This is a genomic window from Spirosoma sp., from assembly GCF_026391055.1.
Lineage (GTDB): Bacteria > Bacteroidota > Bacteroidia > Cytophagales > Spirosomataceae > Spirosoma.
The window spans coordinates 30,529-54,869 of record NZ_JAPLET010000028.1; the positions used below are offsets into that span (position 1 = coordinate 30,529).

The window sequence follows — 24,341 nt, forward strand, 5'->3', positions numbered from 1 at the left end:
TTCTATGAATCGTTATCAACTTTGTGGCCGTGTATTACTCTTAGGCGGATTAACCGTTCAAACGGCCTTTGGCCAAATAGGGACGGTGAATGCCCGGATGGATAAAACGGCCGAAAGTCTTGAAAAAAAGGTAGTTGCCTGGCGTCGGGATTTTCACCAGCATCCAGAGTTGGGAAACCGCGAGTTTCAAACAGCCGCTAAAATTGCCGCGCATCTGCAATCGTTGGGTATGGAGGTAAAAACGGGCGTTGGTAAAACCGGCGTGGTTGGCTTGTTGAAGGGCGGCAAACCAGGCCCAGTTGTTGCTCTGCGTGCTGATATGGATGGGTTGCCAGTCACCGAACGCGTTGACTTACCGTTCAAATCAGACGCCTTGACAGAGTATAATGGCCAGCGAACCGGTGTTATGCATGCCTGTGGACACGATACACATGTGGCTATGCTCATGGGAGCCGCCGAAGTTCTGGCATCTGTCAAGAACGATTTACGGGGTACGGTTAAGTTTATCTTTCAACCTGCCGAAGAGGGTGCACCCGCTGGTGAAGAAGGGGGAGCCTACCTGATGATCAAGGAAGGCGTTCTCGAAAACCCTAAAGTTGATGCTATTTTTGGCCTACATATCAACTCGCAAACTGAAGTAGGTACTATCAAATACCGCCCCGGAGCGACTATGGCAGCCGTTGATGAGTACGCTATTAAAATCAAAGGAAAGCAAACCCACGGGGCGGCACCCTGGTCGGGCGTAGACCCGATTGTAACGGCCGCTCAGGTGGTTATGGGCCTGCAAACGATAGTGAGCCGAAACCTGACACTTACCGATAATGCCGCCGTAGTGACAGTCGGGGCGCTTCACAGTGGAATTCGCCAGAACATTATTCCCGAAGATGCCAACATGATCGGTACGATCCGGACGTTCAGTCCCGAAGCGCAACAGCTCGTACATCGGCGGATCAATGAGATTGCAACGAACATTGCCGAAAGTGCTGGTGCTAAAGCCGACGTGAAAATTAATGTTATGTACCCGGTCACGTATAATGATCCCAAACTGACCGACCAGATGACCCCAACGCTCGAAGCGCTGGCTGGCAAGACCAATGTTAAACTAACACCAGCACAAACGGGAGCCGAAGACTTCTCATTCTTCCAACAAAAAGTGCCGGGTTTCTTCTACTTCCTGGGAGGAATGACCAAAGGTAAAAAGGTAGAAGAGGCTGCTCCGCACCACACTCCCGACTTTCAGATTGATGAGTCTTGTTTCGTATTGGGTATGAAATCACTTTGCCACCTGACGGTCGATTATATGGAGCTTGCCAATAAAGGTGTTGCCGTTAAAGAACTCACGGCGAGTGGCAAGTAGGAGCGTGGGTGAAGTAGTGGAGTGGGTGAAATGGCAGACTTACTTCACTTACTCCACTATTTCCTTAATATCCGGGAAAGTAATCCGGGAAAGAACCGTTTGAGGTAGATACCGTACGTTTCTTTCCCGCCTATGTACACTTCTTCTTTCTCCTGAGAAACCGCTCGCAGCAGTTGCCTGGCAAATTTGCCGGCGGGCATACCTTTTTCCTGGTTTTCATCCATTTTACCATGTTGCTGGCCATTGGCTCCGAGGGCATGTACCGAAATAGGGGTATGGATATAGCCGGGGCATACCAGCGTGATCCGTAAGCCTGCATCGAAGGTTTCGGCACGGAGCGCATCGAAAAAGCCATGCAGCGCATGTTTGCTGGCACAGTACCCTGATCGTTGTTTAGTGGCAAGTTTTCCAGCAACGCTGCTGGTTACCACAAAATGACCGCTGCCTTGAGCGAGCATAAGTGGTAAAGCCGCCTTGGTAAGGGCAACAACCCCAAAGAAGTTGACGTCCATAATGCGTTTATACACTAGAAAGTCAGTATCCGCTACCGAACTCCGTTGGGTAATACCTGCATTCTGAAAAACATAATCGATTCGTCCAAATCGTTGCCGTACCGCTTCTACAGCCGGAGCCATACTATCTGAACAGCTCATGTCCAGTGGTAGAATGAACACATCAGATGCGGGTAAACCCGCTTGCTTAGCCACTCGTTTCAACTCATCTTCCCGCCGGGCCGACAGAATCAGTTTAACGCCCTTATGCCCGGCTAAGTTAAGCGCAACTGCTTCGCCAATGCCTGATGAGGCACCGGTAATCCAGATAACAGCCTCGGAGAAGGGAATCGCCATGATCGGTTACAGGTTGAAATGAAGAACTGCTGATTCGGGCTGCACCATTAATTGAACCGTTTTGCCGATGGGTAGGGCCAAATTATAGTCGACGTGCCCGGCCGGGAAGTCGAAAAGAACAGGGTAGTCGTAGGCGGCTACCGTATCGGCAATGATTTCGTAGGCACCTTTGCCAAACGATAGGGATAAGTTAGCGCGCATGTCTGTAAACTGACCCACAACCAGCCCCGCCAGCTCGGCTAGTCGCCCGGATCGCTGGAACTGCGTCATCATACGATCAAGCGAGAAAAGCGTCTCGTCAATATCTTCAATAAAGAGAATTTTTCCGCTAACGTTCAGGTCGGTGGGTGTGCAAAACGAATTGGTCAGCATGGTCAGATTGCCGCCCACCAGCGGTCCCGACGCCTGCCCCTGTCGGTTGAGCGGGTGAGCGGGTGTTTCGTAATAGGCCGGACAGTTGCCAAATAACCACTGCCGTAGCGATTCCAGCGATTCGGCCCGATTGGGGTCGCCAAATTGCCGGGGCATAAGACCATGCAGGCTAATCACACCCCGATTGGTCAGTAAGCTGAGCAGCACCGTAACGTCGCTAAACCCAACCAACCACTTGGGGTTTGCCAGCAAGCCTGATAAATCGAGACCATCAGCAATACGGTAGCATCCGTAGCCTCCACGAGCCGCAAATATGGCTCGTACAGAAGGGTTGTCGAAAAGCTGTTGCAGGTCGTTCCGGCGCAGGTCGTCCGAACCGGCAAAAGGCCCGTCGATGGCCTGCAAACTGGCACCTTCGATAACGTTGAGCCGCCAGTCTTCACGCAGGATGCGGAGTCCTTCTGCCAACTCGCTATACGGAAACCAACTGGCTGGAGCGACAACACCGACGGTATCGCCGGGAGAAAGAAAAGGAGGTAAAATCACGTTACGGGAATCGGTTGATAATAAATGAGGTCGGTTGATACATATGGAGGTTAATACGATGCAAACGCAAGGTCATCAGTTTAGTGGAGTTTCCTGAACATCGTCTAGTTTGGTCAAATCCAGCTGTATAGGCATAGTCTGCGTGCCATCAAACATGGGCCGGAATTTATAACCCCAGAGGACTTCGTCGAATCGGTACGAGAACCGGGTATGTACATTCTGAACAAAGGTATCGTCGAGGGCCTGCAGCGAAATTAGAAATTCGGTATCCGATGCTTCGAGATCTTCGGGCGTACACCCGTATAGAGGACTGTTTTGGGTAATGGGGTGAACGATTGTCCAGTTGGTTGGAAAGAAGGCTACTTTGTTCCGTTCCAGACTCAGACCGTAATATTTTCGATACAGCGTACCGTCTGCACGAGGTTCCAGCCGCGACATTGACACGCTTACTTCCAGATTGACGAGTTGGTTAGACCGGGTGTTTATAATTCGGAACATCCAGCCGTTAACGTCCAGATAGGGGGCCAGAACGGCCTGTTTTGAAAAGCGGATATGGGCAACCGAGCGCGAGAAGCGCCCATAAAGCAGACCCGTAGCCAGTGCAAACGCCAGCAATCCAACCATCGATTCGAAGGCGGCAATGGAACTGGTCAGAAAACTGTCCGGCGCAATATGGCCGTAACCTACCGTAGTGAGTGTTTGTGAACTGAAGAAAAAGCACTTCCAGAACGGACCATACAGGGCTTTTTCACTGGCTGCTTTCAGCATGTCGGGGCCGGCCAGCATATAAACACCCGCGAAGAAGGTATTAGCGGTTACATAAAAGACTACCAGCCAGCTCATAAACTGCAGCCAGCCCATAGTAATGAGCCGGTTATAAACATTCAGTCGGTCCCAAAGGGTGCCATTAACACGAACAATGTTAAACGTACCGTCCTGATTAACAAGTCGGGAACGGGAATCTGTTAACTTGGTGCCGAAACCAATATCGTCGCGTTGTACTTCCTGCTCAACTAAATTACTGCCTTTGCCTGTTTGGTTGAAAAGACGTTGGTTTGCCGTATTCATTCTTATTTACTAGCTGGGGTTTGTGATGAAGGGGCTGGCAAACAAAGTTATCGCAATTTTGCCCTGCTCTTTATGGCGTAACCTGAATAATTCCTCATTCCACTCACGATATGCACCCTATTGAAACAATTACCGGTCTGCTTGGCATCACGACATTACTGGCTGTAGTGGCCCGGCGTTTACGAATTTCGTACCCCATTCTATTAGTACTTACTGGCTTGTTCATCGGCTGGATACCCGGTCTGCCGCCCGTCATCTTATCGCCGGATGTGGTTTTTCTTATCTTTCTGCCTCCCTTACTATACGCTGCTGCCTGGCAAATCGACAATGTTGAATTAAAATTATACAGTCGTTCGGTCTTGTTTCTGGCCGTAGGGCTTGTGCTCTTTACCTCTACGGTAGTTGCTTTGGTCGCCATTGTATGTATTCCGGGTTTTACGCTGGCACAGGGCTATCTACTCGGAGCCATCATTGCGCCCCCCGATGCGGTAGCGGCATCGTCAGTAACCAAAGGGTTGAATATTCCCAAGCGGATCACAACAGTGCTGGAAGGAGAGAGCCTGGTGAACGACGCGAGTAGCCTGATCATTTATCGCTACGGCCTGGTGGCTATCCTGACCAGTCAGTTCGTTTTGTGGAAAGCCGGTCTTCAATTTATCGGAATTGCACTGGCCAGTGGCGCATTGGGACTGGTTATCGGCTGGGTAATGCTTCAGGTGCATAAGGCCATTAGCCGGGATACCATAACCAACACGGCCATAACGCTGCTCATCCCGTACGGTTCTTACCTGATAGCCGAACAATTTCATCTTTCCGGGGTGCTGGTCGTCGTAACGGTTGGACTGTTTATTTCGGCCAGGAGCGGCCAGGTGTTTACGTATGAAAGCCGGTTACAGACAAATTCGGTTTGGGCAGTTATGGTCTTCCTGCTCAACGGGCTGGTCTTTATCCTGATTGGTTTACAACTGCCAACGATCGTTTCCGAATTAAATGGCTACACAATGCCACAGGCTGTTAACTATGCCCTGCTTATCAGCGCTGTGGCCATTGTATGCCGAATCGTCTGGGTTTTTCCGGGTGCTTATGGCCCGCGCTGGCTGAGTGCCCGTATCCGGAAGCGGGAAGCAAAGCCACGCTGGCAGCAGGTGGCTGTGGTGAGTTGGGCCGGTATGCGGGGTGTTGTCTCGCTGGCTGGTGCGCTGGCCTTGCCCCTTACGTTGCCTAATGGGCAGCCTTTTCCGGGCCGCGATTTAATCCTGTTCATTACATTCGGGGTTATCTTTTGCACACTGGTATTACAGGGGCTTACCCTGCCCGTACTCATCGACGAACTGGATGTACGCGAAAAAATAGACGAAAAGAAAGAAGAGCGACGGTTGCGGCAGAAAATGGCCTTACAGGCTATAACCCACCTAGAGGCTAACCACTCGGCGGGGTCGGTTCACGATGACGTCCTGAATTACGTAAAGAACACCTACGAACTGCGCATCAATGAACTGAACGGTATGCTTCGGGCTACGAACCTGGCAGAGCGCCCGGCCGAACTTTACCAGCAGGCAGTCCGGCTTCAGCTGGAGCTCCTGACAATTGAACGGACTGTACTGAGCGAACAACGCAAGGATAGCCAGCTGGACGATGATATACTCCGCAAGATAGAGCAGGAGTTGGACTTGGAGGCCGCCCGGCTGTCGCTGGTACAACCTGATAAATGAAAATATTAATAGAATCTTATTTGAGAAATACGCTAGTATATAGACCTTTATATTTATCTGGTTGGTCTAACATTTTATTAAGATTAAAATTATCGGCTTGATCTTTAGGAATTAAGTATAAATACTTAATTTGGTCGGAAATTTAAGGGAATCTGCCCGTAACGGACCTTTGCAATAGTGAATAACACAAGATTTTACTCCGGTATGATTAGTCTGGTCGTGCCAGCGTTCAATGAAGAAGAGAATTTATCTGTGCTGGTACATCGATTGATGGCCGTTATGAGTCAATACGAATGCTACGAAATTCTGATTGTAGATGACGGTAGCTCTGACCAGACCCGTCATGTACTTCGGCAATTAAGTCAGGCTTATCCGGTGGTACGGTTTATTTCGTTCTCGCGAAATTTCGGCCATCAAATGGCCTTGCGTGCCGGTTATGACAATGCGCGCGGGGAAGCCGTTATTTGCCTGGATGCCGACCTTCAGCACCCGCCCGAACTGATTCCGACATTGATCGAAAAGTGGCGTGAAGGTTATGAAGTTGTTTACACCGTTCGTCAGGCAGATCCAAAACTCTCGTGGTTCAAGCGGACAACTTCGAAGTATTTCTATCAGCTGCTGCGCAATGTCTCCAACCTGAAAATCGAGGATGGCGCAGCCGATTTCCGGCTTCTTGACCGGAAAGTGGTCGATACCCTTAAGCAGTTTAAAGAAAACGACCTGTTTTTACGCGGAGCTATTTCGTGGGTTGGCTTCCGGCAATGCCGTATCCTTTACGAACCGGCAGCTCGCTATGCCGGTCGGTCAAAGTATTCATTCCGGAAAATGCTTCATCTGGCCGCTATGGGCATTACCTCCTTCTCGACGCGTCCGCTTTACTTATCCGTTCTGCTTGGGTTCACAATGTTCCTGATGGCCGGTCTGTTTGGTGCTGAAACGTTGTATGAGCACTTCTTTACAGATGCTACGGTTTCCGGTTGGACAACGCTGGTGTTGCTGATGGTACTGATCGGTGGTGTACAGTTCATTATGATTGGGATCATCGGCGTATATTTGGGAAAAACGTTCGTGGAGGTAAAAGGCCGCCCCGCCTATATTATTGGCGATACGAGCGAGATTGAGGAAAGCGTAACGACATGGCAAGCCCCGGCAAAAGAACAGGAACAACTTCAGGAAATATATTATTCACCGTTGACGTAGAGGAGTTCGACACCGCTGTTGAATTCGGTCATAACATTCCACTTGGCGAACAGATTGCGGTATCAACAAAGGGGTTACGCCTGTTGGCTGAGCGGTTCGATGCCCTCGGCACCCCCGTCACACTATTTACAACCGCCAACTACGCGCTTCACGAACCAGCGCTGATCAGACAACTTGCCAATAAACACGAAATAGCGTCTCACGGCTATTTTCATACAACTTTCGAGCCAGCCGATTTACTAAAGTCCCGGCTGGCGCTTGAAGAATTACTCAACCGGCCGGTAACTGGGTTCCGGCGTGCACGAATGGGATTTGTTGATCCTAACGATGTGCAGCAGGCTGGTTATCAGTACAACTCATCGTTACATCCAACCTGGCTGCCCGGTCGATATAATCACTGGGGTGAGCCGCGCCATCCATTTCGGGAAGCGGGTGTTTGGCAAATTCCGGCATCGGTTACCCCAACACTGCGGCTTCCCCTGTTTTGGCTCAGCCTGAAAAACTTTCCATTCGCCTATTATAAGCAGTTATGCCGCCAAACCCTGCGGACAGACGGTTTTTTGAACCTGTATGTGCATCCCTGGGAGTTTACGGATTTAGCTGGTTATGAAAAAATTCCGGGTTATGTCCGCCGACACTCACGGGATGAACTCCTCGACCGGGTCGAAAATCTGCTGCGCTATCTAAAACAATACGGCGACTTCGGGACAATGGGAGACTTTGTGCAACGTCTTCAGTAAGTTATACTCCAGCGCCTTTGTTGTTGGTTTCTGTATGATGTCATTTTCTAGAAAACCACTGTTCAGTGATTATCGATTCATCGTTGGCATTTATGGGATACTCGCCCTGTTTGTAAGCATCCGTACGCTTATTAACATGGATTCAAATAATTATCAGATTTTTTATTATTCATTACATCATCTTATCGACGGGAAGGATTTATATCTGCTCTATCCTGCCGAATACGGTGATCATTACCATTACGCACCCACGTTTGCGGCTCTATTTGCGCCCATTTTTGCACTGCCTTTTTCGGTAGGCCTGTTTTTGTGGCACCTTCTATTCACCGCCGTTTGGGTATACGCAGTTTATCGGATGCCCCTTACGCACAACCAGAAGGTAGTTGCGTACTGGTTTAGTATGCAGGAACTGTTCACCTCCCTGGTTAATAGCCAAACGAACCCACTCATTGCGGCTCTTTCCCTGTTTACTTTTATCAGTTTCGAAAAACGCCAGCCGTTCTGGGCTGCTTTTTTTATCATCGTTGGCTTCAATATCAAGATATATAGTCTGGTAGCTGCCGCTTTGTTCCTGTTATATCCGCAGAAGTTTCGATTTCTGGCGTATCTGCTGCTGTGGGGAGTCGTGCTGGGTTTATTACCCCTCCTGTTCACCTCACCCGATCAGTTGGTTTGGCAGTATGAGAATTGGGTCAGGCAACTACTGTTAAAATCTGACTACGACAAATGGGCCAATACGTCTATTCATAAGCTGGTCCATTTAACTATCTCGCCCGATATCAGCACAAGTACAATCATTGGGGTAGGGGTCGTGCTGTTTTGTACGGTTTACCGGCGGGTTCAGGTGTATAGCGAACACTGGTTCAAAATGCTGCTGTTGGCCTCTGCTCTGATTTTTCAGGTCATCTTCAATCCCGTTGCCGAATCGCCCACCTACATAATCGCCGTAACGGGTGTCATGATCTGGTGGTTCTACTGCCCGAAAACGTGGCTGGATCGGGCGCTGTTGATAAGTTGTCTGATACTCACTGTCTTATCGCCGAGCGATATTTTTCCACGTTTTCTACGTCAGTTACTGGTAACGCCTTACGCACTCAAAGCCTTGCCCTGCGTACTAATCTGGTTTCGGTTGCTTTATCTGATGCACACCATAAAATCAGTTCCGGCGTCACCAGCCATGGAACTTGTTGATAATCCTTCCTAAATCCTACTGGTCCAGCCTAAAGAGGCCGTTGGCGGCCTCTCCATAATCTCATCTTAACTTCTTCATTGATGGCCCCCACCTGGCTCGATTTCTGGCAACGTGAAAATGAATTCGACGAGTCGATGTCGACGAATTTCAATTATTTTCTGGAGCGCGTCGAAATGCACATTCCTTTATCAAAAAACCATCGGGTATTAGACATTGGCTCCGGACCAGGTAATCTGGAAGACGCCTGGCACAACCGCGTAGCTGAAATACATGGTCTGGATATATCCAAACGGTACAATGAGATTGCCCGTGCCCGGCACGCCAGTTCGTCTACTGTATACTTCCATGATCTTGACCCAGACAATTATCTGAATTTTAGTCCGGTAGCCAACAGGCGATTTGATGTGATCATTGTGATGAGCGTTGTGCAATATTACCGGCATCTCAGTGAGGTAGAACAGCTTTTGCAGGCGATCAAACGTGTGGCTGCCCCGGATGCCCGTGCCCTTATGTGTGATTTAATGGTTGGGGAGAGCTTTCTGAGCGACGTTTGGGGTATTCTAAAACGGTCGCTTTTGCAAGGTAAATTAGTCGCTACTCTGAAATTGCTGGTTCGCCTTCGCTTCTCGCACTATCATACGGTTCGTAAGGAAAACGGGTTTCTGATAATACCCGAATCCGAATGGCTGGCTATGTGTGAGCGGTTGGGCCTGAAAGCGCGGTTTATCAACGAACCGCTTACCCTGCAACAAGAGCGCAGGAATTTACTGATTACCTTCTAGTTGTCTTGTATCTTAATGGTATTGGAGGAGTAACGGCCTCTAGTCTAGATGAAGACCACATCGTCAATGACGTCCGTACCCATGTCCTTGTTGACCAACTGGATAAGTTTCTGTTTGGCATTGACTAGCTCGTTACGTAGCGGGGCCGACGCGATTTCAATATAGAGTTTGCGGTCGCGGACGTAGAGCCGATTCGTGCGGGACGCAATGGTTGGTCCCATCATTCGGCCCCAGAAAGCTTCAAGATAGGTTTCATTGAAGCGGGTCTGTAGTTGGTAAGCTTTCAACAACTGCCCGATAGCATCTTTTAAAGACGTGACTCCGGCCACTCGGGTGGCATTTTCACGGTTGTAGCGATACGTTTGATTCATGTGGCAGTTGTCTTGCTGCAAAAGTAAACAATGAATTGACTTAATAGACGGAGATATTAGTTACCGTGTTAAAAAAAGTAGCTTATGCAGAAAAACGCCGGGCTGTTTGGATTCGCGCGGTTTGACTAGTATACTTGCGGCATCAAGTCATTGCAACGCGTCATTTTTTCCATTCCTGACGCGCATTGATTTATAAAGAAGCGGGGAGAGATCAGGCTCTGCGAACCGCTGGCAACCTACCACATGGCAAGGTGCTAACTCCTGCCTAAATACATTTAGGAACTATAAATCGGTACTAATCATGCTCTATTATCAGCAGTGTATGCCTCCGGCCAAATGGCCTTGTCGGGCATAACAGACTTTCTCCACCCACCGCCACGAAAACCGGGATGGTTTGTCGTGTGCACCTATCAAATTTATCGTATCTAGTTCGACGTTGCCGGTTGCCAGTTCACACCATCTGCTGTGGGGCAACAAACGCCGAACAAAAATACCCGGCAGTAAAACCGTTAACCATTCATAATCATGTCAGAACTTCACTTTGATACCCTCCAGCTGCACGCTGGTCAGGAAGTCGACCCCACTACCAACGCACGGGCCGTACCCATTTATCAAACAACATCATTTGTATTCAATGATTCGGCTCACGGGGCCGATCTGTTTGCGCTGAAAGCGTTTGGGAACATCTATACCCGCATCATGAACCCAACGTCCGATGTGTTCGAGAAGCGCGTTGCGGCTCTCGAAGGTGGTGTGGCTGCGCTGGCGGTGGCTTCCGGACAGGCAGCCCAGTTTATCGCGCTGAGCAACATCCTGAGCGCGGGCGATAATTTTGTGACGACGTCGTTCCTGTACGGTGGTACCTACAACCAGTTTAAAGTGTCGTTCAAGCGCCTGGGTATCGAAGCCCGCTTTGCCGACGGCGACAAGCCCGAGTCGTTTGCCAAACTGATCGACGAAAATACCAAAGCGATCTACCTCGAAACGATTGGCAATCCAGGGTTCAATATTCCCGATTTCGATGCTTTTGCCGCACTGGCAAAGGAGCACGATCTACCCCTGATCGTCGACAATACATTCGGGGCCGGTGGCTACCTTTTCCGCCCACTCGAACACGGGGCGGCCGTGGTTGTAGAGTCGGCTACGAAGTGGATTGGCGGACATGGTACGAGCATCGGCGGAGTTATTGTCGATGGAGGCACGTACAACTGGGGGAATGGCAAGTTTCCACAATTTAGCGAGCCATCGGAAGGGTATCATGGCATGGTATTCAGCGATGTGTTCGGGGTGGGTGGTCCCTTCGGCAATATCCAGTTTATCATTCGTGCCCGTGTAGAAGGTCTGCGCGATTGGGGTCCGGCCATCAGCCCGTTCAACTCATTCCTGCTGCTACAGGGGCTGGAAACGCTCTCGCTACGCGTGGATCGTACGGTGCAGAACGCCCTGGCGCTGGCCCAATGGCTGGAACAGCACGAACAGGTGGAAGCGGTAAACTATCCGGGTCTGGAGAGCAGCCCCTACCATGAACTAGCTAAGAAATACCTTAAACGCGGGTTTGGGGGCGTATTCTCCTTCAAAGTGAAAGGGGGCAATGAAGCCGCCAACGAGTTTGTTAACAGCCTGAAACTGGTGAGTCACCTCGCCAACGTTGGCGACTCCAAAACGTTGATTATTCATCCGGCGGCTACTACACACCAGCAATTAAGCGAACAGGAGCAGGCTAGTGCGGGTGTTGCAATGGGTGTGCTGCGGGTTTCGGCCGGTATCGAACACATTGATGATATTAAAGCTGACTTCGAGCAGGCCTTCGCCAGAATTGCCGAACCGGTAATAGGATAGTACAAGCCCCAACCCCCAAAGAGGGCTATACAGGTAGCTAAAGCCCTTTTGGGGGGTGGGACCTTAACTTTTTTTCGATTGGACCTCACTTATTTCGATTACAAATATTCGTTCCCGCTCGAATCCGGGGAGAGCTTGCCGGGATTTCGGCTGGCTTATACCACACGCGGCACCCTCAACAGCGATCAGTCGAATGTTGTCTGGATCTGCCATGCCCTGACCGGCAATGCCGATGCGGGCGACTGGTGGGGCGGTATGGTGGGTCCGGGCAAGTACTACGATCCGGCCAATCACTTTGTGATCTGTGCCAATGTGATCGGGTCGTGCTATGGATCTACCGGTCCCTTGTCTATAAATCCGTATACGGGGCAGCCCTTTTATCATCATTTTCCGATGATTACCATCCGGGACATGGTGGCGGCTCTGGATTTGCTTCGGCAGGAACTAGGTATCGAAAAAATCCATACGTGCATTGGCGGTTCGGTTGGGGGTGAGCAGGCGCTGGAATGGGCCATTCTACAGCCCAGCCTTATCGAGAACCTGGTCATCATTGCAGCCAGTGCCATTGCGTCGCCCTGGTGTATTGCCTTCAACGAGGCACAACGAATGGCTATTGAAGCCGATCCTACCTGGCCCGAACAGCGCGACGATGCCGGTGTGGCCGGAATGAAAGCAGCCCGTGCTATGGCTATGATTTCGTATCGGAATTACGATACCTATGGCTTTACACAGGCGCTGGATAATAATGAGCAGCTAGATGGATATAAATCAGCGAGCTATCAGCGCTATCAGGGCGAGAAACTGGTTGAACGATTCAATGCCTTCACCTATTGGACGCTGTCTAAAGTAATGGATTCGCATAATGTTGGGCGAAACCGGGGCAGTATTCTAAACGCGCTGGCGCAGGTAAAATCCCGCACGCTGGTCGTGGGAATTCGGTCTGATCTGCTTTTTCCTCCCTCTGAGCAGCAGTTCCTGGCCCGACATATTCCCGATGCCACTTACGAAGAAATTGATTCATTATATGGCCATGATGGCTTTTTAATTGAGTTTAGACCACTGGCCGGTATTATCCGGAAGTGGATGGCGAGTGCCGCTTCGGCGGGTGGAGCACCGGTAACCAACGCGTCAACAAGTTTTAGTCAGCCGGTTAAATAACGCAGTATGATTTGGTACGAAGACGAGATACGACAGCTCGAAACTAAACTAAGTAACCTACCCACGCCTACGAACAAAGTCGTTTTTTATGGTAGTTCATCCATTCGGCTCTGGACTACACTCGCGCAGGATTTTCCTCAGTTAGATACCTTGAATTTAGGTTTTGGTGGCTCTACGTTAGCTGCCTGCGCCTGGTTTTTTGAACGACTGGTTGTGCCGACAGCACCCAAATCGTTGGTTTTCTATGCCGGCGACAATGACCTCGGCGATGGTCGTCATCCCGAAGAAGTGTATCTGTTCTTTTCGGCTTTTGCAGAGCAGATGAAGCGTTTGCTGCCGGGCGTGCCCATGGCTTTTCTATCAATTAAGCTTAGTCCGGCCCGCTGGAACATTGCCGATCAGATACGAAGGACGAACAAATTAATCCAGCAGGAGTTAGAAAAAACACCTGATTGGCAATATGTTGATATGACAACGCCTTTGCTAGGGAGCAATGGTAGACCCCGTTCAGAATTTTTTGAATCGGATGGTCTTCACCTGACTCCTGCCGGTTATCGAACCTGGCAAGAAGCATTGCAACAACAGTGCCGGATTTTTTAACGATTTGTTTACTCGCCCAATCACCAGGGTTCGGGTTAACTGTTGCAAATTCACAGGTACTTAACGTTACTGTTATGCACCGCGAATATCATAAATGGTTTAGTCCGAATCTAAACCGTGATATGGAGTTGTTGATTTTGGGCCATGCGGGCGCGCGGGTGCTGGTATTTCCAACCCGTCGCGGCCGTTTTTATGAGTATGAATCCTTCGGCCTTGCGGATACCTTGGCCGAAAAAATTGACAACGGCTGGCTGCAACTGTACTGCGTAGACAGTGTTGATCATGAAAGTGTCTATAACCGGTTGGCTCATCCCCACGACCGCATCCGGCGGCACAACCAGTATGAACAGTATATTATCAACGAGGTACTGCCGCTATCCCGCCTGAAGAATCCGCAGCCGTTCATGATCTCGCACGGTTGTAGCCTCGGTGCCTACCATGCCCTGAATATTGCCTTTCGGCATCCGCACTGGTTTGGGAAGGTAGTTGCTTTTAGCGGGAGGTACAACCTATCGGAGCCGGTGGGTGAGTTTCGCGGGTTGTTTGACGACTACTACGACGAGGAAATTTACTTCCACAGCCCCAATCATTTTTTGCCCAATCTGGATGATAGCGTCCTGCTCGAATCCCTCCGCCGGCTTCGGATTGTGATGACGATTGGCGCCGAAGATCCGTTTCTGGGCAGTAATATTATGCTGAGTTCGGCCCTTCAGGATAAACACATTCCCCATGAACTGTACGTCTGGGATGGGCGGGCGCATCAGGTGAGCGATTGGCAAAAAATGGTGAAGCTTTATTTGTGAACCTGTTCAGGCTACAATCTACTTTCTGACAAACCGCATTACGGCGATATCGCCCATAATCAGCGTGAGCGTGTTATCATTGACGGAATAGCGATTCACGGTTTTTAATACGTTTAAAAACGTTTGTTCGCCGTCGCCGGGACACATCATACGCGTTGTGGCCAGTGGCTGGGCGAAATTGATTTTCGGACCATCCACAACGAGCTTTCCATTGAACGAATTACAACTGGTAGATCCATTGAGTCGTTGGTTAGCGACATCGAAGGTAATGGATGGCTTCTTCTCGGGATACAACCCTTCGAACGCTATTCTTGGCCCCGATATATAGGTCAGGTCCCAAGTGCCATCTAAAGATTGATTGGAGCTGGACGACTGCATTTGGCCAGGCGACATTGAAAGCTTTTCTGTTAGATATAAATAAGGTGGATGAAAGTGATGGACGAAAATCTTCTCCTCGCTGTCTGGGTATTTTTTAAAGTAGGCGCTATCCGGCAGTAAAACGATGGTCGTTCCGGTTCGGACGTAATCATTGCTGTTATAATAATCCGGTGCTACATAGCCGTTCAGGTTTTTCTGTACGGTTTTAGACGCCAGTCTGCCCAAAAACTTCTGATAGTTTTGCTGTGCCTTCAGGGCTGGTTTGCTCAGGCTGTTATAAATGTATTTCAGAACGATGCGTTGCGGGAGCTTCTGTTTCTTTATCATCGCCGGTGCCCCTCTGAACGGATTGGTCGTATTGACATCGTTAATCGTCTGAATGGAAAAAGGCACTTCCGGCACCCAGTCGGCCGCGTTGACAACGTTGTAGGCCCACCCGTTCTGCGTAGCGGCTTCATACTCATAGGCAAAATACAGATTGCCTGGTTTAGGTCCGGCGCTACAGTATGTTTTGAACCGAATGTCGGCCGGTATTTTGCCCTGCTTCTGGAGATTTTTCAGGTAGGCCGTCAGTAGAAACGCAATGCCTCCGCCCTGGCTGTGGCCCATAATAAGCATGTCCTTGATACCCGACCGGTAACACGAATCAATTTTTGGTAAAATATCCTTCGCCAGAAAAGCCGTACTTACCAGCCAGCCCACATGCACAGCGGCCTTTGGGCTGGACGCCAGTTCATACTGGAAGTTTTCTTTATCGCTGATTTGTATTGATCCTTTGGCGGGCACCATGGCCGCATAAAAATTACTAAGCCAGCTTACACTGTTTGCTGTTGTACCACGAATACTGAGCACGGCCACGGCTTGCTTGCTGGTCCATAAATCCCACCGATTGTCCAGCCCGACCACGGGTGAGCGGTAAGCCAGGTTATACTGCTGCGGAGCCGGAAACGAACTGACATAGGTTGAATCGCCAAATTGGGCCGATACTTTGAGGAGTTCAATGTACTCCGCTTTATTAAAACCGGGCTCCAGGGGCTGCCCGAGCAACATGCCGGGTAATACCAGTATGGTGATGATGGTAACAATCTGTTTCATGGGTGAGAATGGTTATGAATTCACCGGTATCTGCACAACATACTTTATACTTAGCTACCACCCTAAACGATGTACTTATTCAGGCAACATAATTATCTACAGTAGAGGGGCAGTTCTGCAGCGGTTGAAAGCTGCCCCTCTTAACCAATTGTACGTTAAAAAGTTAACCTACAAGTAAGCTGGACTCTAGAATTGTTGCCTGCGCCTGACGCAATGCATTGGCATACGGCTCAACCAATATCCTTCCTGGCGGAGTAGTTGATAAATCGGCGTCCCAAAGACCAGAGCGGTGCCAATAGTCTGTATGGTCCCAGTCGGGACGGTCGACAATCGGGTACAGGCACACACCCACCAATGGAATCCCGGCCTGCCTGACGGCTGCACATTCCCGACCAATCATTTCGATCCAGAATGGGCGGTCAATACCAGGGTGGCTGGTTTCTGTAAGGGCAATGGGACGTTCATAGCGTCGGTAGGCCTTTACAAGCAATTGCCGAAGCGGTACCCAGCGCGGGTCGGGAATGTCGTCATTCCAGCCCAGAAACGTGCCGGTACCTTCAATCCACTGATTATTGTAGTAATAGTTGAATCCCAGAATATCGACGTAGTCCGGCGATCCTCCCAATTCAGGTGTTAGTCGGCCTGCCAACATATCGACCGATTGAAACTGGTTCTCATCGGCGATAGCCGCATTGATAATTTGCTCCTGAGTAGCATTCTGGGGCGGTACCATTTGCACCAGCGGCTCTGTTGTGAGGATACGAATGGTGGGGTCGATCTCGCGCATGGCGGCTACGCCCTCAATGTAGGCACGCATCAGACCGACTTTAACTTCCCAGCCCTGTTTAGTGCAGTAAGGCGTTGTACCACAGGCATCTCCACCTAACCAGGACATGAAGCTGACCTCATTAATAGGGGTAACAATGAGGGTTTCGTCGGGGTAACGATCACGGTAAAACGTAACAAACGCCCGGCACAAAGCGGCAAACCGACGGGGAAACATGGGGTGTAAAGGCGTAAGATCGTCTGGATAGCCGAAATGGCACAAGTCCCAAATCTGCTGAATACCCTGCCGATGGCCCTCAGCCAGCATGTCGGCGACAACGGTCCAGTCATACTGATACGGTCGTTTTTCGACATGGCTCCATTGAATGCCTTCCCGAACAGTACGGATATTAAACGAATGCAGGAAGGCGTAATCTTCGTTGAGTAATTGCAAATGGCCCGAGGCCCGAAGTAAATCAACGCGGTGGCCGAAGCAGTTTAGTTGATCGCTGCATTCATAACCACCCCACCAAAATGACTGAAACGGATTTAGAGACGAGGCAACTGTTGAGTCGAGTAGCAAGGATTTAAAAGTTGATGTACTCAAAGGTGCGAAAAAAGCGGGCTGACATCAAAAGAGGTGCGTTTTTCTGAGGGAAAGGTCATTATAGTATCGAACTGCTTCTAGCTGTTCGATACTATAATGACTTAACAATCGCAATGACGAGTTTGGCAGAATTACGGGCAGCTGTCGGGTAAAACTTGTCGTAGGCAATGTGCGCTTCGGCATCGGCGCGGTCGCTCAGGCTGCGGATAATGAGGTGAGGTACCTGAATCTGGTAGCAGACCTGTGCAATGGCTGCTCCCTCCATCTCGGTGGCGTCGGCTCCGAAGTCGGCTCGCAGGCTGCTCACTTTACTAGGGGAGGCCACAAACACATCGCCCGTAACAACCGTACCGGTCATCACCTTCACCGGTCGATCCGAAACCCCGCCCGATGCCAGCGGAATACCTTCCAGCGCAACGGTCTTGACAACCCGTTCGGCCAACCGCATCAGTGTGGTATCGGCAGGGAAAAAGGCCGGATTAAACTGCTTGGTAATCGCGTTCCGCGTCTGCCGGGTCGGCTTGTTTTTGTCCGTGATGGCCCCGTAATCATGGTGAGCCGTTTGTCCGGCAATCACAATATCACCGGGTTGCAGGTCGGGGTTTGTGCCTCCGGCAATGCCCGTGAAGAGAATACGCTGTGGTCGAAAGTGATCCAGCATCAGGGCTGTTGTCATGGCCGCATTTACTTTGCCAATGCCCGTTTCGGCCACCACTACCCGCTGATTGCCGATCTTGCCGGTGGTAAATACAACGCCATCAACGACCACCGTTTTAGGCTTGATCAGGGTCTCTTTGACCAGTGCTACTTCCGCCCCGAATGCTCCCAATAAACCCGTTATCGGACGAGGTTTGTAACGTTGGGCAAAAGCGGCTTGTGCAAGAAGGAAAAAGAGTAGAGTTGTTTTTTTCATTTCAGGGTAAATGAGGGTGATAACTGTTTAATGGTTTTTCTGGTGAGGGCTGATTGATTGTGGTATCGGTTTTGAGAGGCCTCGCTGGTGAGGTCATCAGGCCTGACTCAACAGAGTCTCCTTGACTCCAGGAAGCCTTACTACATGTTCTCAATGACCGCTCGTCAGCGCCAGCACGCAAAAAACATCAACAATCCAGAGACCCAGCGGTACCTCACGGCTTTTGCCAACGGCGACTTTGATGACTGTCCAAAACAGGAAGCCCCAAATGAGCCCCTGCGTGATGGAATAACTGAACGGAATCAGGACCAGCGCCAGAAAAGCCGGGAGGGCATCGTCGAGTTGCCCCCACTCAATGCGCGTAATGGGTTTCATCATAAACGCTCCCACCAGCACCAGGGCCGGAGCCGTAGCAATGGCAGGTATGATGGATAATAATGGAGACAGAAACAGAAACGGTAGAAAACAGCAACCCGCCACAACGGCTGTCAATCCCGTTCGCCCGCCCTGCGCAATTCCTACTGCCGACTCGATGTAGGCTGTGCCCGGACTGGTGCCGAATATCCCCGCCAGCGTGGTGGCCACGGCATCGGTCATCAGGGAACGGTTCAGATTACGAGGTTGTCCGTCTTCGCCCTGCAAGCCACCCGCTTCGGCAACACCCACGAAGGTCGACAGGCTGTCGAACAAATCGGTGAACGCAAAAGCGAAAATAACGGGCCACAGTGACCACGATAACGAACCCAGCAGGTCCAGTTTGCCTAGAAGCGAGAAGTCGGGCGCGGCCAGAACGCCCTGAAAATTGACCAGCGTTTTCTGCCCGAAATTTATGGCCGAGGCATCGCCCCAATACCGTCCAATGGGCCAGGCGGCCAGCGTTGTCAGGATAATGCCGATAATGATGCCGCCCGGCACATCACGTACCACCAGCACGCTCATAAGCAGCAGCCCAAAGACAAACGTAAGAATAATAGGGTCGTTGAAATGGGCAATGCTAACCAGTGTAGCCGGATTGGCCACAATGAACTTGGCGTTCTCGAAGCCAATGAGCGTAACAAAAAGCCCGATTCCCGCCGAGACCGCATAGCGCAGTGGTTGCGGAATAGCCCGTACAATCGCCGACCGGATGTTAAAAATAGAAAGCAGCAGAAAGAGAACGCCCGCCCAGAATACCGCCCCCAGGGCAATTTCGGGCCGGATTCCCATTCCTTTCACGGCTGTAAAGGTGAAAAACGCGTTCATGCCCATGCCCGGAGCCACCACAATTGGGTTACGGGCGTAAAGGCCCATCATAAGGCTGCAAAAGAACGATAGCAAAACAGTCGCCGTCAGGATACCACTAAAGGGTAAACCGGCTTGACTCAATATGGCCGGGTTGACCACAATGATGTACATGGTGGCCAAAAAAGAAGAAATGCCGGCTAATACTTCGGTTCGACGGGAAGTAAACGTAGTTGACAATGGGTTGTCGTTTAGGGTTGATGCGCTAACAACCCACAAACTACAACCCGAACGCCATAAACTCAAGCCGTGGGCAGCAAACTCCCGGCGGCTTCATCGACCCAAACCAGTGCGTTAGGATGCGTTTGCATGATACTGGCAGGCATTTGTTCCGACACCGGGCCATGTAGTGCTTCCTGTAATACAGGCGCTTTTTTCTCGCCACTTACTAACAGAATAACTTCTTTCGCTTCGGTCAGATGGCGCAAACCGAGGGTGATGCCCTGGCTTAGTTCAGTTTGTGTTTCGAAATATTTCTGGCCAACTGTTATTGTGCTTTCAGCTAGGTCGACTACATGACACCCCAGCGTAAACGGCGTTCCCGGCTCGTTGAGGGCGATATGGCCGTTCATGCCCATGCCCACCAGCAGTACATCCAGACCACCCCGCTCGGCAATAACGGCGTCAATGCGGGCGCATTCGGCAGCGAGATCACTCGCTTTGGCGTCGAAAACGTGTACCTGGTCCAGCCGAAGGTTGAGCGGGTTGAAGAGGTCCCGGAATACATAATACGAGCAACTACCGAAGTCGTCCGGCCCAAAACCGACCCATTCGTCAAGCCCTACAAACGTACATTGGCTAATGTCGACGCGGCCTTCTTTCACTAGATCGACAAACCGGTGATAAGTTTCAATGGGTGTATCGCCCGACGCCAGACAGAGCGTCGCGGTGGGTTTCTGGTTGATAATGGCAGCAAGGTGTTCGGCCGTGTGCTGCGAAAGGGTAGGGTGGTCGGGAAATTTCTGGATGGTCATGATAGTAGTTTGGCCGGGCTACGTTGTGGTTATTTTAATTCGCTTGCCCGCACATCGCGGGTCCAGCGTTCAGCTCCTTTCTGGTCGTAAACTTTGATGTTCAGCACTCGATCTTTTAAAGGACCGCTGACACTCAGGATGCCAAAGTTGCGGTCGGTTACCAAAGTGCCGTCTATGTAAGTCGGTAGTTTCAACTCCTCGGCCAGGGGTTTTGCCGGGCCGGAAGTAAGGGGTGAGATGGTCAGGTCGTATAGTGGATAGGTGCCGGGACGATCCAGTTTGTGCAGAATGGAATGATGGCGGTCGCCGGTGAGGAACAGCACTCCCGGAATTTTAGCCTCGGTTATGGCTTTGAACAGCCTATCGCGTTCGGTTCCGTAAATGGCGTAGTTCTCGAAGGATTTTGTGGGATTGACAATCTGCCCACCCGTCACGATAAACTTGAACGTGGCTTTACTGAAGGTCAGCGCATCCAGCAGCCATTGAATCTGTTTCTCCGAAAAATACGCTTTGCTAGGGCCATCGGGCATTTTGTCAGGTGCCCGGAAGGTACGGTCGTCGAGCATAAAAAACTGGCAGTCGTTCCATTCGAAGGTACCGGCGCAGCTTTCAGGGAAGATGAAATTCGGATTGGCCCAGAAGAGTTTGAAGGCATCGAGGGTTACTTCTTTGAGCCAGTAGGAGCGATCGGAGTCATCGGGCCCGTAATCATGATCGTCCCAGATGGCGTAATTGTGCGTAGCGGCCAGCAGCGGCTGCATTTCAGGCAACGAACGCGTGTGCGTATACCGGCGCAATACCCCGCTTCGACTGTTCCAGTCTACCTCTCGGGTGTACGTATTGTCGCCGGTCCAGAGCATAAAATCGGGTTTTTGAGCAGCCAGGGCGGTGAAAATCTCGTAGCCCCCACCGTAGGGCGTACCGGGCCGGTCGACATTAGGCTCGTTGACGTAAGTGCAGCTTCCGACGCCGAAGCGAAACATCGGGGGGTCGGTCCGCCATTGCCACAGGCTTTGGGTTTGGAACTTGGTCGGGTAGGGCAGGCTCACCTTCTGGCCCTCTATTAACACGTCGTACGCGTACGTCTTTCCGGGGTCCACCTGATCGGCGAGCAGGTGGGCTGTAAAAGCCGTTTGCCGATTGGTGTATACTTCGTTGGTTAAATGCGTTGTAGTCGATGATGACACCGGAGTGCTCCCCATTGCCGGACTGGCAACTTCGTGATAGCGAATCTGAACACGGGCGGGTTGTTTGGTTTGCACCCAGAGTTTTACCTCGCGCATCTCGGAATAACCGACCATTGGCCCCGACTGAAGCAGGCCGGTCGCGGTCACCGATTTTTGCTTAGTTCGCCCGGCAGCAACCTGCTTTTTAGCCGTCGACTGACCAAAAAGAGCAGCGGGTCCAAAAAGGATAAGGACTAAGAGAAACTGAATTTTGTACATGGGGGAAAGATGGCGTAATTTTGCGATTCGTTCAACGAAGTCATGCAACTAAATAACCGTACTTACCAGATTCAGGGTGTCGATTTACTGGAGATAGCCGACCAATTCGGCCTTCCGTTATACGTCTATGACGCCGACAAAATTATCGAAAAAATCGGCTTGCTCCGGTCTTCATTTGCCGGCGTCAACCTAAAGATAAAATATGCGGCCAAAGCGCTGACAAATATTTCCATTCTGAAGCTGATGCGTCAGCAGGGCGTGGAAATGGATTCGGTATCGGTCAATGAAGCCCGCATGGGGATGCTGGCTGGTTTTGAGCCGGGGCAGATTATGTTTACGCCAAGCGGGGTATCGTTCGATGAAATCCGCGAAGCCGTTTCGCTTGGCTTACAGTTAAACGTCGATAGCCTGCCGTTATTGGAATGGGTTGGCCAAACCTACGGAACGCAGGTCCCCATCAGCATCCGGATTAATCCCCACATCAGCGAAGGCGGCAATATTAAGATTTCAACCGGTCATGCCGACTCGAAGTTTGGTATTTCCATTCTGCAACGCGACCAAATCCGTGCCCTGGTGGAACAATACCAGATTCCGGTAGCGGGCCTGCACATCCATACGGGTTCGGATTTCAAAAATGCCGGTGCCTTCCTACGCGGTGCCGAGGTCCTGTTCGACCTGGCCAGCGATTACCCAAGCCTGTCGTTCATTGATTTTGGCAGCGGTTTCAAGGTGGCCTATAAAGAAGGCGACCATATTACGGATGTTGAAGAACTCGGTCGTCAGGTGTCGGCTGCATTCCAGAACTTCTGTAAGAATTACGGTCGTGACCTCGAACTTTGGTTCGAGCCGGGTAAATTTCTGGTGAGCGAAAGCGGCCATCTGCTGGTGAAAACCAACATCGTTAAAGAGAACCCAACGCGTACGTTCGTAGCGGTCGATTCGGGTTTGAACCACCTCATTCGCCCAATGATGTACGATGCGTATCACGATATTAAAAATATTTCGAATCCACAGACCGCAGGCGACCCGGTAACTGAAAAGACCTACAACGTCGTGGGCTACATCTGCGAAACGGACACCTTTGCTACGGACCGAGTCCTACCGGAAGTAAAACCCGGCGACGTATTGTCTTTTGAGAATGCCGGTGCCTATGGTTTTAGCATGGCCTCTAATTACAACGCCCGTTTCCGACCGGCCGAAGTACTGGTTTACGAAGGAACACCGTACCTGATCCGTCAACGCGAAACGTTCGAGGATCTAGTTCGTGGCCAAGTAGATTTATCAATCTTTAATCAACAGGAAATACTAAATGTATAGTGTATAATGGCAAATGCCAGTTCGCAATAGGCCATTAGACACTATACATTTTACATTATTCATTACAGCAATGGGACGCGCATTTGAATACCGGAAAGCCCGGAAAATGAAACGGTGGGGGCAAATGGCTAAGACCTTCACCCGTATTGGTAAAGATATTGTCATGGCCGTGAAAAGCGGTGGCCCCGACCCTGATAGTAACGGGCGACTGCGGGCTATTATCCAGAATGCCAAGGCGGCCAACATGCCGAAAGAAAACGTTGACCGGGCCATCAAAAAAGCCTCGTCGAAGGAGCAGGAGGACTACAAAGAAATCGTGTACGAAGCGTACGCTCCCCACGGCATAGCGCTAGTGATCGAGACGGCTACCGACAATCATAACCGCACGGTAGCTAACGTTCGGAGTTACCTGAACAAACTTGGTGGTAGCCTGGGCACGCAAGGTATGCTCGACTTTATGTTCGACCGCAAATCGGTATTTCGGATTACGGCCGAAGGTATCGACCAGGAAGAACTCGAACTCGAACTGATCGACGTGGGTGGCGACGAAGTTGAGTTTGACGAAGAAGCCGGCCAGTATGTTATCTACGGCGAGTTCACCGCTTTCGGAAGCATTCAGAAGTTTCTTGAAGAAAAAGGCTACGAAATCAAACAGGCCGAGTTCGAACGGATTCCGAACGACTACAAAGAGCTAACCGATGAGGAGGTTGCCGATGTCGAAAAGCTCATCGAACGGATCGAAGAGGACGACGATGTTCAGATGGTTTATCACAATATGAAATAAAAAAAGGCCGGTTTAACCGGCCTTTTTTTATTTCATTCGATCTATCTCGATCCACTACCTTCTCGGATGATCTGGACCCAGCTTTTGAGGATCTGGGGGGGGGCGTTGCGGTTGAGCAACGCATAGTGCACCGTGGCCTGATAGTAGTACAAACCCGTGGGCAGCTCCTGCCCGTCACTGCTCCGCCCGTCCCA

The 24,341-nt window shown here is 50.7% G+C and carries 22 protein-coding genes and 1 riboswitch; of the genes, 12 read left to right on the forward strand and 10 right to left on the reverse strand.

Going from position 1 to position 24,341, the window contains the following annotated elements:
• The first annotated feature begins 4 nt into the window (after positions 1-4).
• A complete protein-coding gene (locus tag NT073_RS27755; RefSeq protein WP_297380432.1) occupies positions 5-1,357 on the forward strand; it encodes an amidohydrolase in 1,353 nt (450 codons plus the stop codon).
• A 56-nt stretch (positions 1,358-1,413) separates the two neighbouring features.
• Here NT073_RS27755 and NT073_RS27760 read toward each other — a convergent pair whose 3' ends face one another.
• The 3 genes from NT073_RS27760 to NT073_RS27770 form a co-directional block, all read right to left on the reverse strand.
• The gene (locus tag NT073_RS27760) at positions 1,414-2,205 is read right to left on the reverse strand and encodes an SDR family oxidoreductase (protein ID WP_297380434.1); all 792 of its coding nucleotides are present in this window, start codon (positions 2,203-2,205) and stop codon (positions 1,414-1,416) included.
• Between the two features lie 6 nt (positions 2,206-2,211).
• Positions 2,212-3,123, reverse strand: a complete 912-nt coding sequence (locus NT073_RS27765; protein ID WP_297380437.1) for an LD-carboxypeptidase — start codon at positions 3,121-3,123, stop codon at positions 2,212-2,214.
• Between the two features lie 75 nt (positions 3,124-3,198).
• A complete protein-coding gene (locus NT073_RS27770; protein WP_297380440.1) occupies positions 3,199-4,191 on the reverse strand; it encodes an ion channel in 993 nt (330 codons plus the stop codon).
• A gap of 110 nt (positions 4,192-4,301) precedes the next feature.
• On the opposite strand from NT073_RS27770, the gene NT073_RS27775 reads away from it, so the two are divergent.
• From NT073_RS27775 to NT073_RS27795, 5 genes are all read left to right on the forward strand, one after another.
• Positions 4,302-5,903 carry a Na+/H+ antiporter gene (locus NT073_RS27775; RefSeq protein WP_297380442.1) on the forward strand — a complete coding sequence of 534 codons (1,602 nt, stop codon included), beginning with the start codon at positions 4,302-4,304 and terminating at the stop codon, positions 5,901-5,903.
• A 204-nt stretch (positions 5,904-6,107) separates the two neighbouring features.
• The gene (locus NT073_RS27780; protein WP_297380465.1) at positions 6,108-7,103 is read left to right on the forward strand and encodes a glycosyltransferase family 2 protein; all 996 of its coding nucleotides are present in this window, start codon (positions 6,108-6,110) and stop codon (positions 7,101-7,103) included.
• Positions 7,040-7,843 carry a polysaccharide deacetylase gene (locus tag NT073_RS27785; RefSeq protein ID WP_297380443.1) on the forward strand — a complete coding sequence of 268 codons (804 nt, stop codon included), beginning with the start codon at positions 7,040-7,042 and terminating at the stop codon, positions 7,841-7,843. Before NT073_RS27780 ends, NT073_RS27785 begins: the two co-directional genes overlap by 64 nt.
• 136 nt (positions 7,844-7,979) lie before the next feature.
• Positions 7,980-9,047, forward strand: a complete 1,068-nt coding sequence (locus NT073_RS27790; protein ID WP_297380444.1) for a glycosyltransferase family 87 protein — start codon at positions 7,980-7,982, stop codon at positions 9,045-9,047.
• 68 nt (positions 9,048-9,115) lie between these two features.
• Positions 9,116-9,817: a methyltransferase domain-containing protein gene (locus NT073_RS27795; protein ID WP_297380445.1), complete on the forward strand. Its 702-nt coding sequence runs from the start codon at positions 9,116-9,118 to the stop codon at positions 9,815-9,817.
• 44 nt (positions 9,818-9,861) lie between these two features.
• On the opposite strand, the gene NT073_RS27800 is transcribed toward NT073_RS27795, so the two are convergent.
• Entirely contained in the window at positions 9,862-10,188 is a 327-nt protein-coding gene (locus tag NT073_RS27800; protein WP_012924833.1) for a DUF721 domain-containing protein, read from the reverse strand.
• A 187-nt stretch (positions 10,189-10,375) separates the two neighbouring features.
• A riboswitch (SAM riboswitch) is annotated at positions 10,376-10,479 on the forward strand.
• Between the two features lie 234 nt (positions 10,480-10,713).
• Between NT073_RS27800 and NT073_RS27805 the strand changes: the two genes are divergently transcribed.
• From NT073_RS27805 to NT073_RS27820, 4 genes are all read left to right on the forward strand, one after another.
• Complete coding sequence (locus NT073_RS27805) at positions 10,714-12,027, forward strand: O-acetylhomoserine aminocarboxypropyltransferase/cysteine synthase (RefSeq protein ID WP_297380446.1); 1,314 nt, start codon at positions 10,714-10,716, stop codon at positions 12,025-12,027.
• Positions 12,028-12,105: 78 nt separating this feature from the next.
• Entirely contained in the window at positions 12,106-13,185 is a 1,080-nt protein-coding gene (metX, locus tag NT073_RS27810) for a homoserine O-acetyltransferase (RefSeq protein ID WP_297380447.1), read from the forward strand.
• Positions 13,186-13,191: 6 nt separating this feature from the next.
• Complete coding sequence (locus NT073_RS27815) at positions 13,192-13,785, forward strand: SGNH/GDSL hydrolase family protein (RefSeq protein ID WP_297380448.1); 594 nt, start codon at positions 13,192-13,194, stop codon at positions 13,783-13,785.
• Between the two features lie 74 nt (positions 13,786-13,859).
• Positions 13,860-14,588, forward strand: coding sequence for an alpha/beta hydrolase-fold protein (locus tag NT073_RS27820; protein ID WP_297380449.1), 729 nt, complete (start codon positions 13,860-13,862; stop codon positions 14,586-14,588).
• Positions 14,589-14,606: 18 nt separating this feature from the next.
• On the opposite strand, the gene NT073_RS27825 is transcribed toward NT073_RS27820, so the two are convergent.
• From NT073_RS27825 to NT073_RS27850, 6 genes are all read right to left on the reverse strand, one after another.
• The gene (locus tag NT073_RS27825) at positions 14,607-16,061 is read right to left on the reverse strand and encodes an META domain-containing protein (protein ID WP_297380450.1); all 1,455 of its coding nucleotides are present in this window, start codon (positions 16,059-16,061) and stop codon (positions 14,607-14,609) included.
• Positions 16,062-16,224: 163 nt separating this feature from the next.
• The gene (locus tag NT073_RS27830) at positions 16,225-17,433 is read right to left on the reverse strand and encodes an amine oxidase (protein ID WP_297380451.1); all 1,209 of its coding nucleotides are present in this window, start codon (positions 17,431-17,433) and stop codon (positions 16,225-16,227) included.
• A 91-nt stretch (positions 17,434-17,524) separates the two neighbouring features.
• On the reverse strand, positions 17,525-18,346 hold the full coding sequence (locus NT073_RS27835) for a 5'-methylthioadenosine/adenosylhomocysteine nucleosidase (RefSeq protein WP_297380452.1): 822 nt from the start codon (positions 18,344-18,346) through the stop codon (positions 17,525-17,527).
• A 150-nt stretch (positions 18,347-18,496) separates the two neighbouring features.
• A complete protein-coding gene (locus NT073_RS27840; RefSeq protein ID WP_297380454.1) occupies positions 18,497-19,807 on the reverse strand; it encodes an NCS2 family permease in 1,311 nt (436 codons plus the stop codon).
• Between the two features lie 62 nt (positions 19,808-19,869).
• Positions 19,870-20,601 (reverse strand): glucosamine-6-phosphate deaminase, encoded by a 732-nt coding sequence (locus tag NT073_RS27845; protein WP_297380456.1) that lies wholly within the window; start codon positions 20,599-20,601, stop codon positions 19,870-19,872.
• A gap of 29 nt (positions 20,602-20,630) precedes the next feature.
• Entirely contained in the window at positions 20,631-22,046 is a 1,416-nt protein-coding gene (locus NT073_RS27850) for an alkaline phosphatase D family protein (protein ID WP_297380458.1), read from the reverse strand.
• A gap of 42 nt (positions 22,047-22,088) precedes the next feature.
• Here NT073_RS27850 and lysA point away from each other — a divergent pair, with 42 nt between their 5' ends.
• Positions 22,089-23,363 carry a diaminopimelate decarboxylase gene (gene lysA, locus NT073_RS27855; RefSeq protein ID WP_297380461.1) on the forward strand — a complete coding sequence of 425 codons (1,275 nt, stop codon included), beginning with the start codon at positions 22,089-22,091 and terminating at the stop codon, positions 23,361-23,363.
• Positions 23,364-23,433: 70 nt separating this feature from the next.
• Positions 23,434-24,147: a YebC/PmpR family DNA-binding transcriptional regulator gene (locus NT073_RS27860; RefSeq protein WP_041616651.1), complete on the forward strand. Its 714-nt coding sequence runs from the start codon at positions 23,434-23,436 to the stop codon at positions 24,145-24,147.
• Positions 24,148-24,341: the final 194 nt, after the last annotated feature.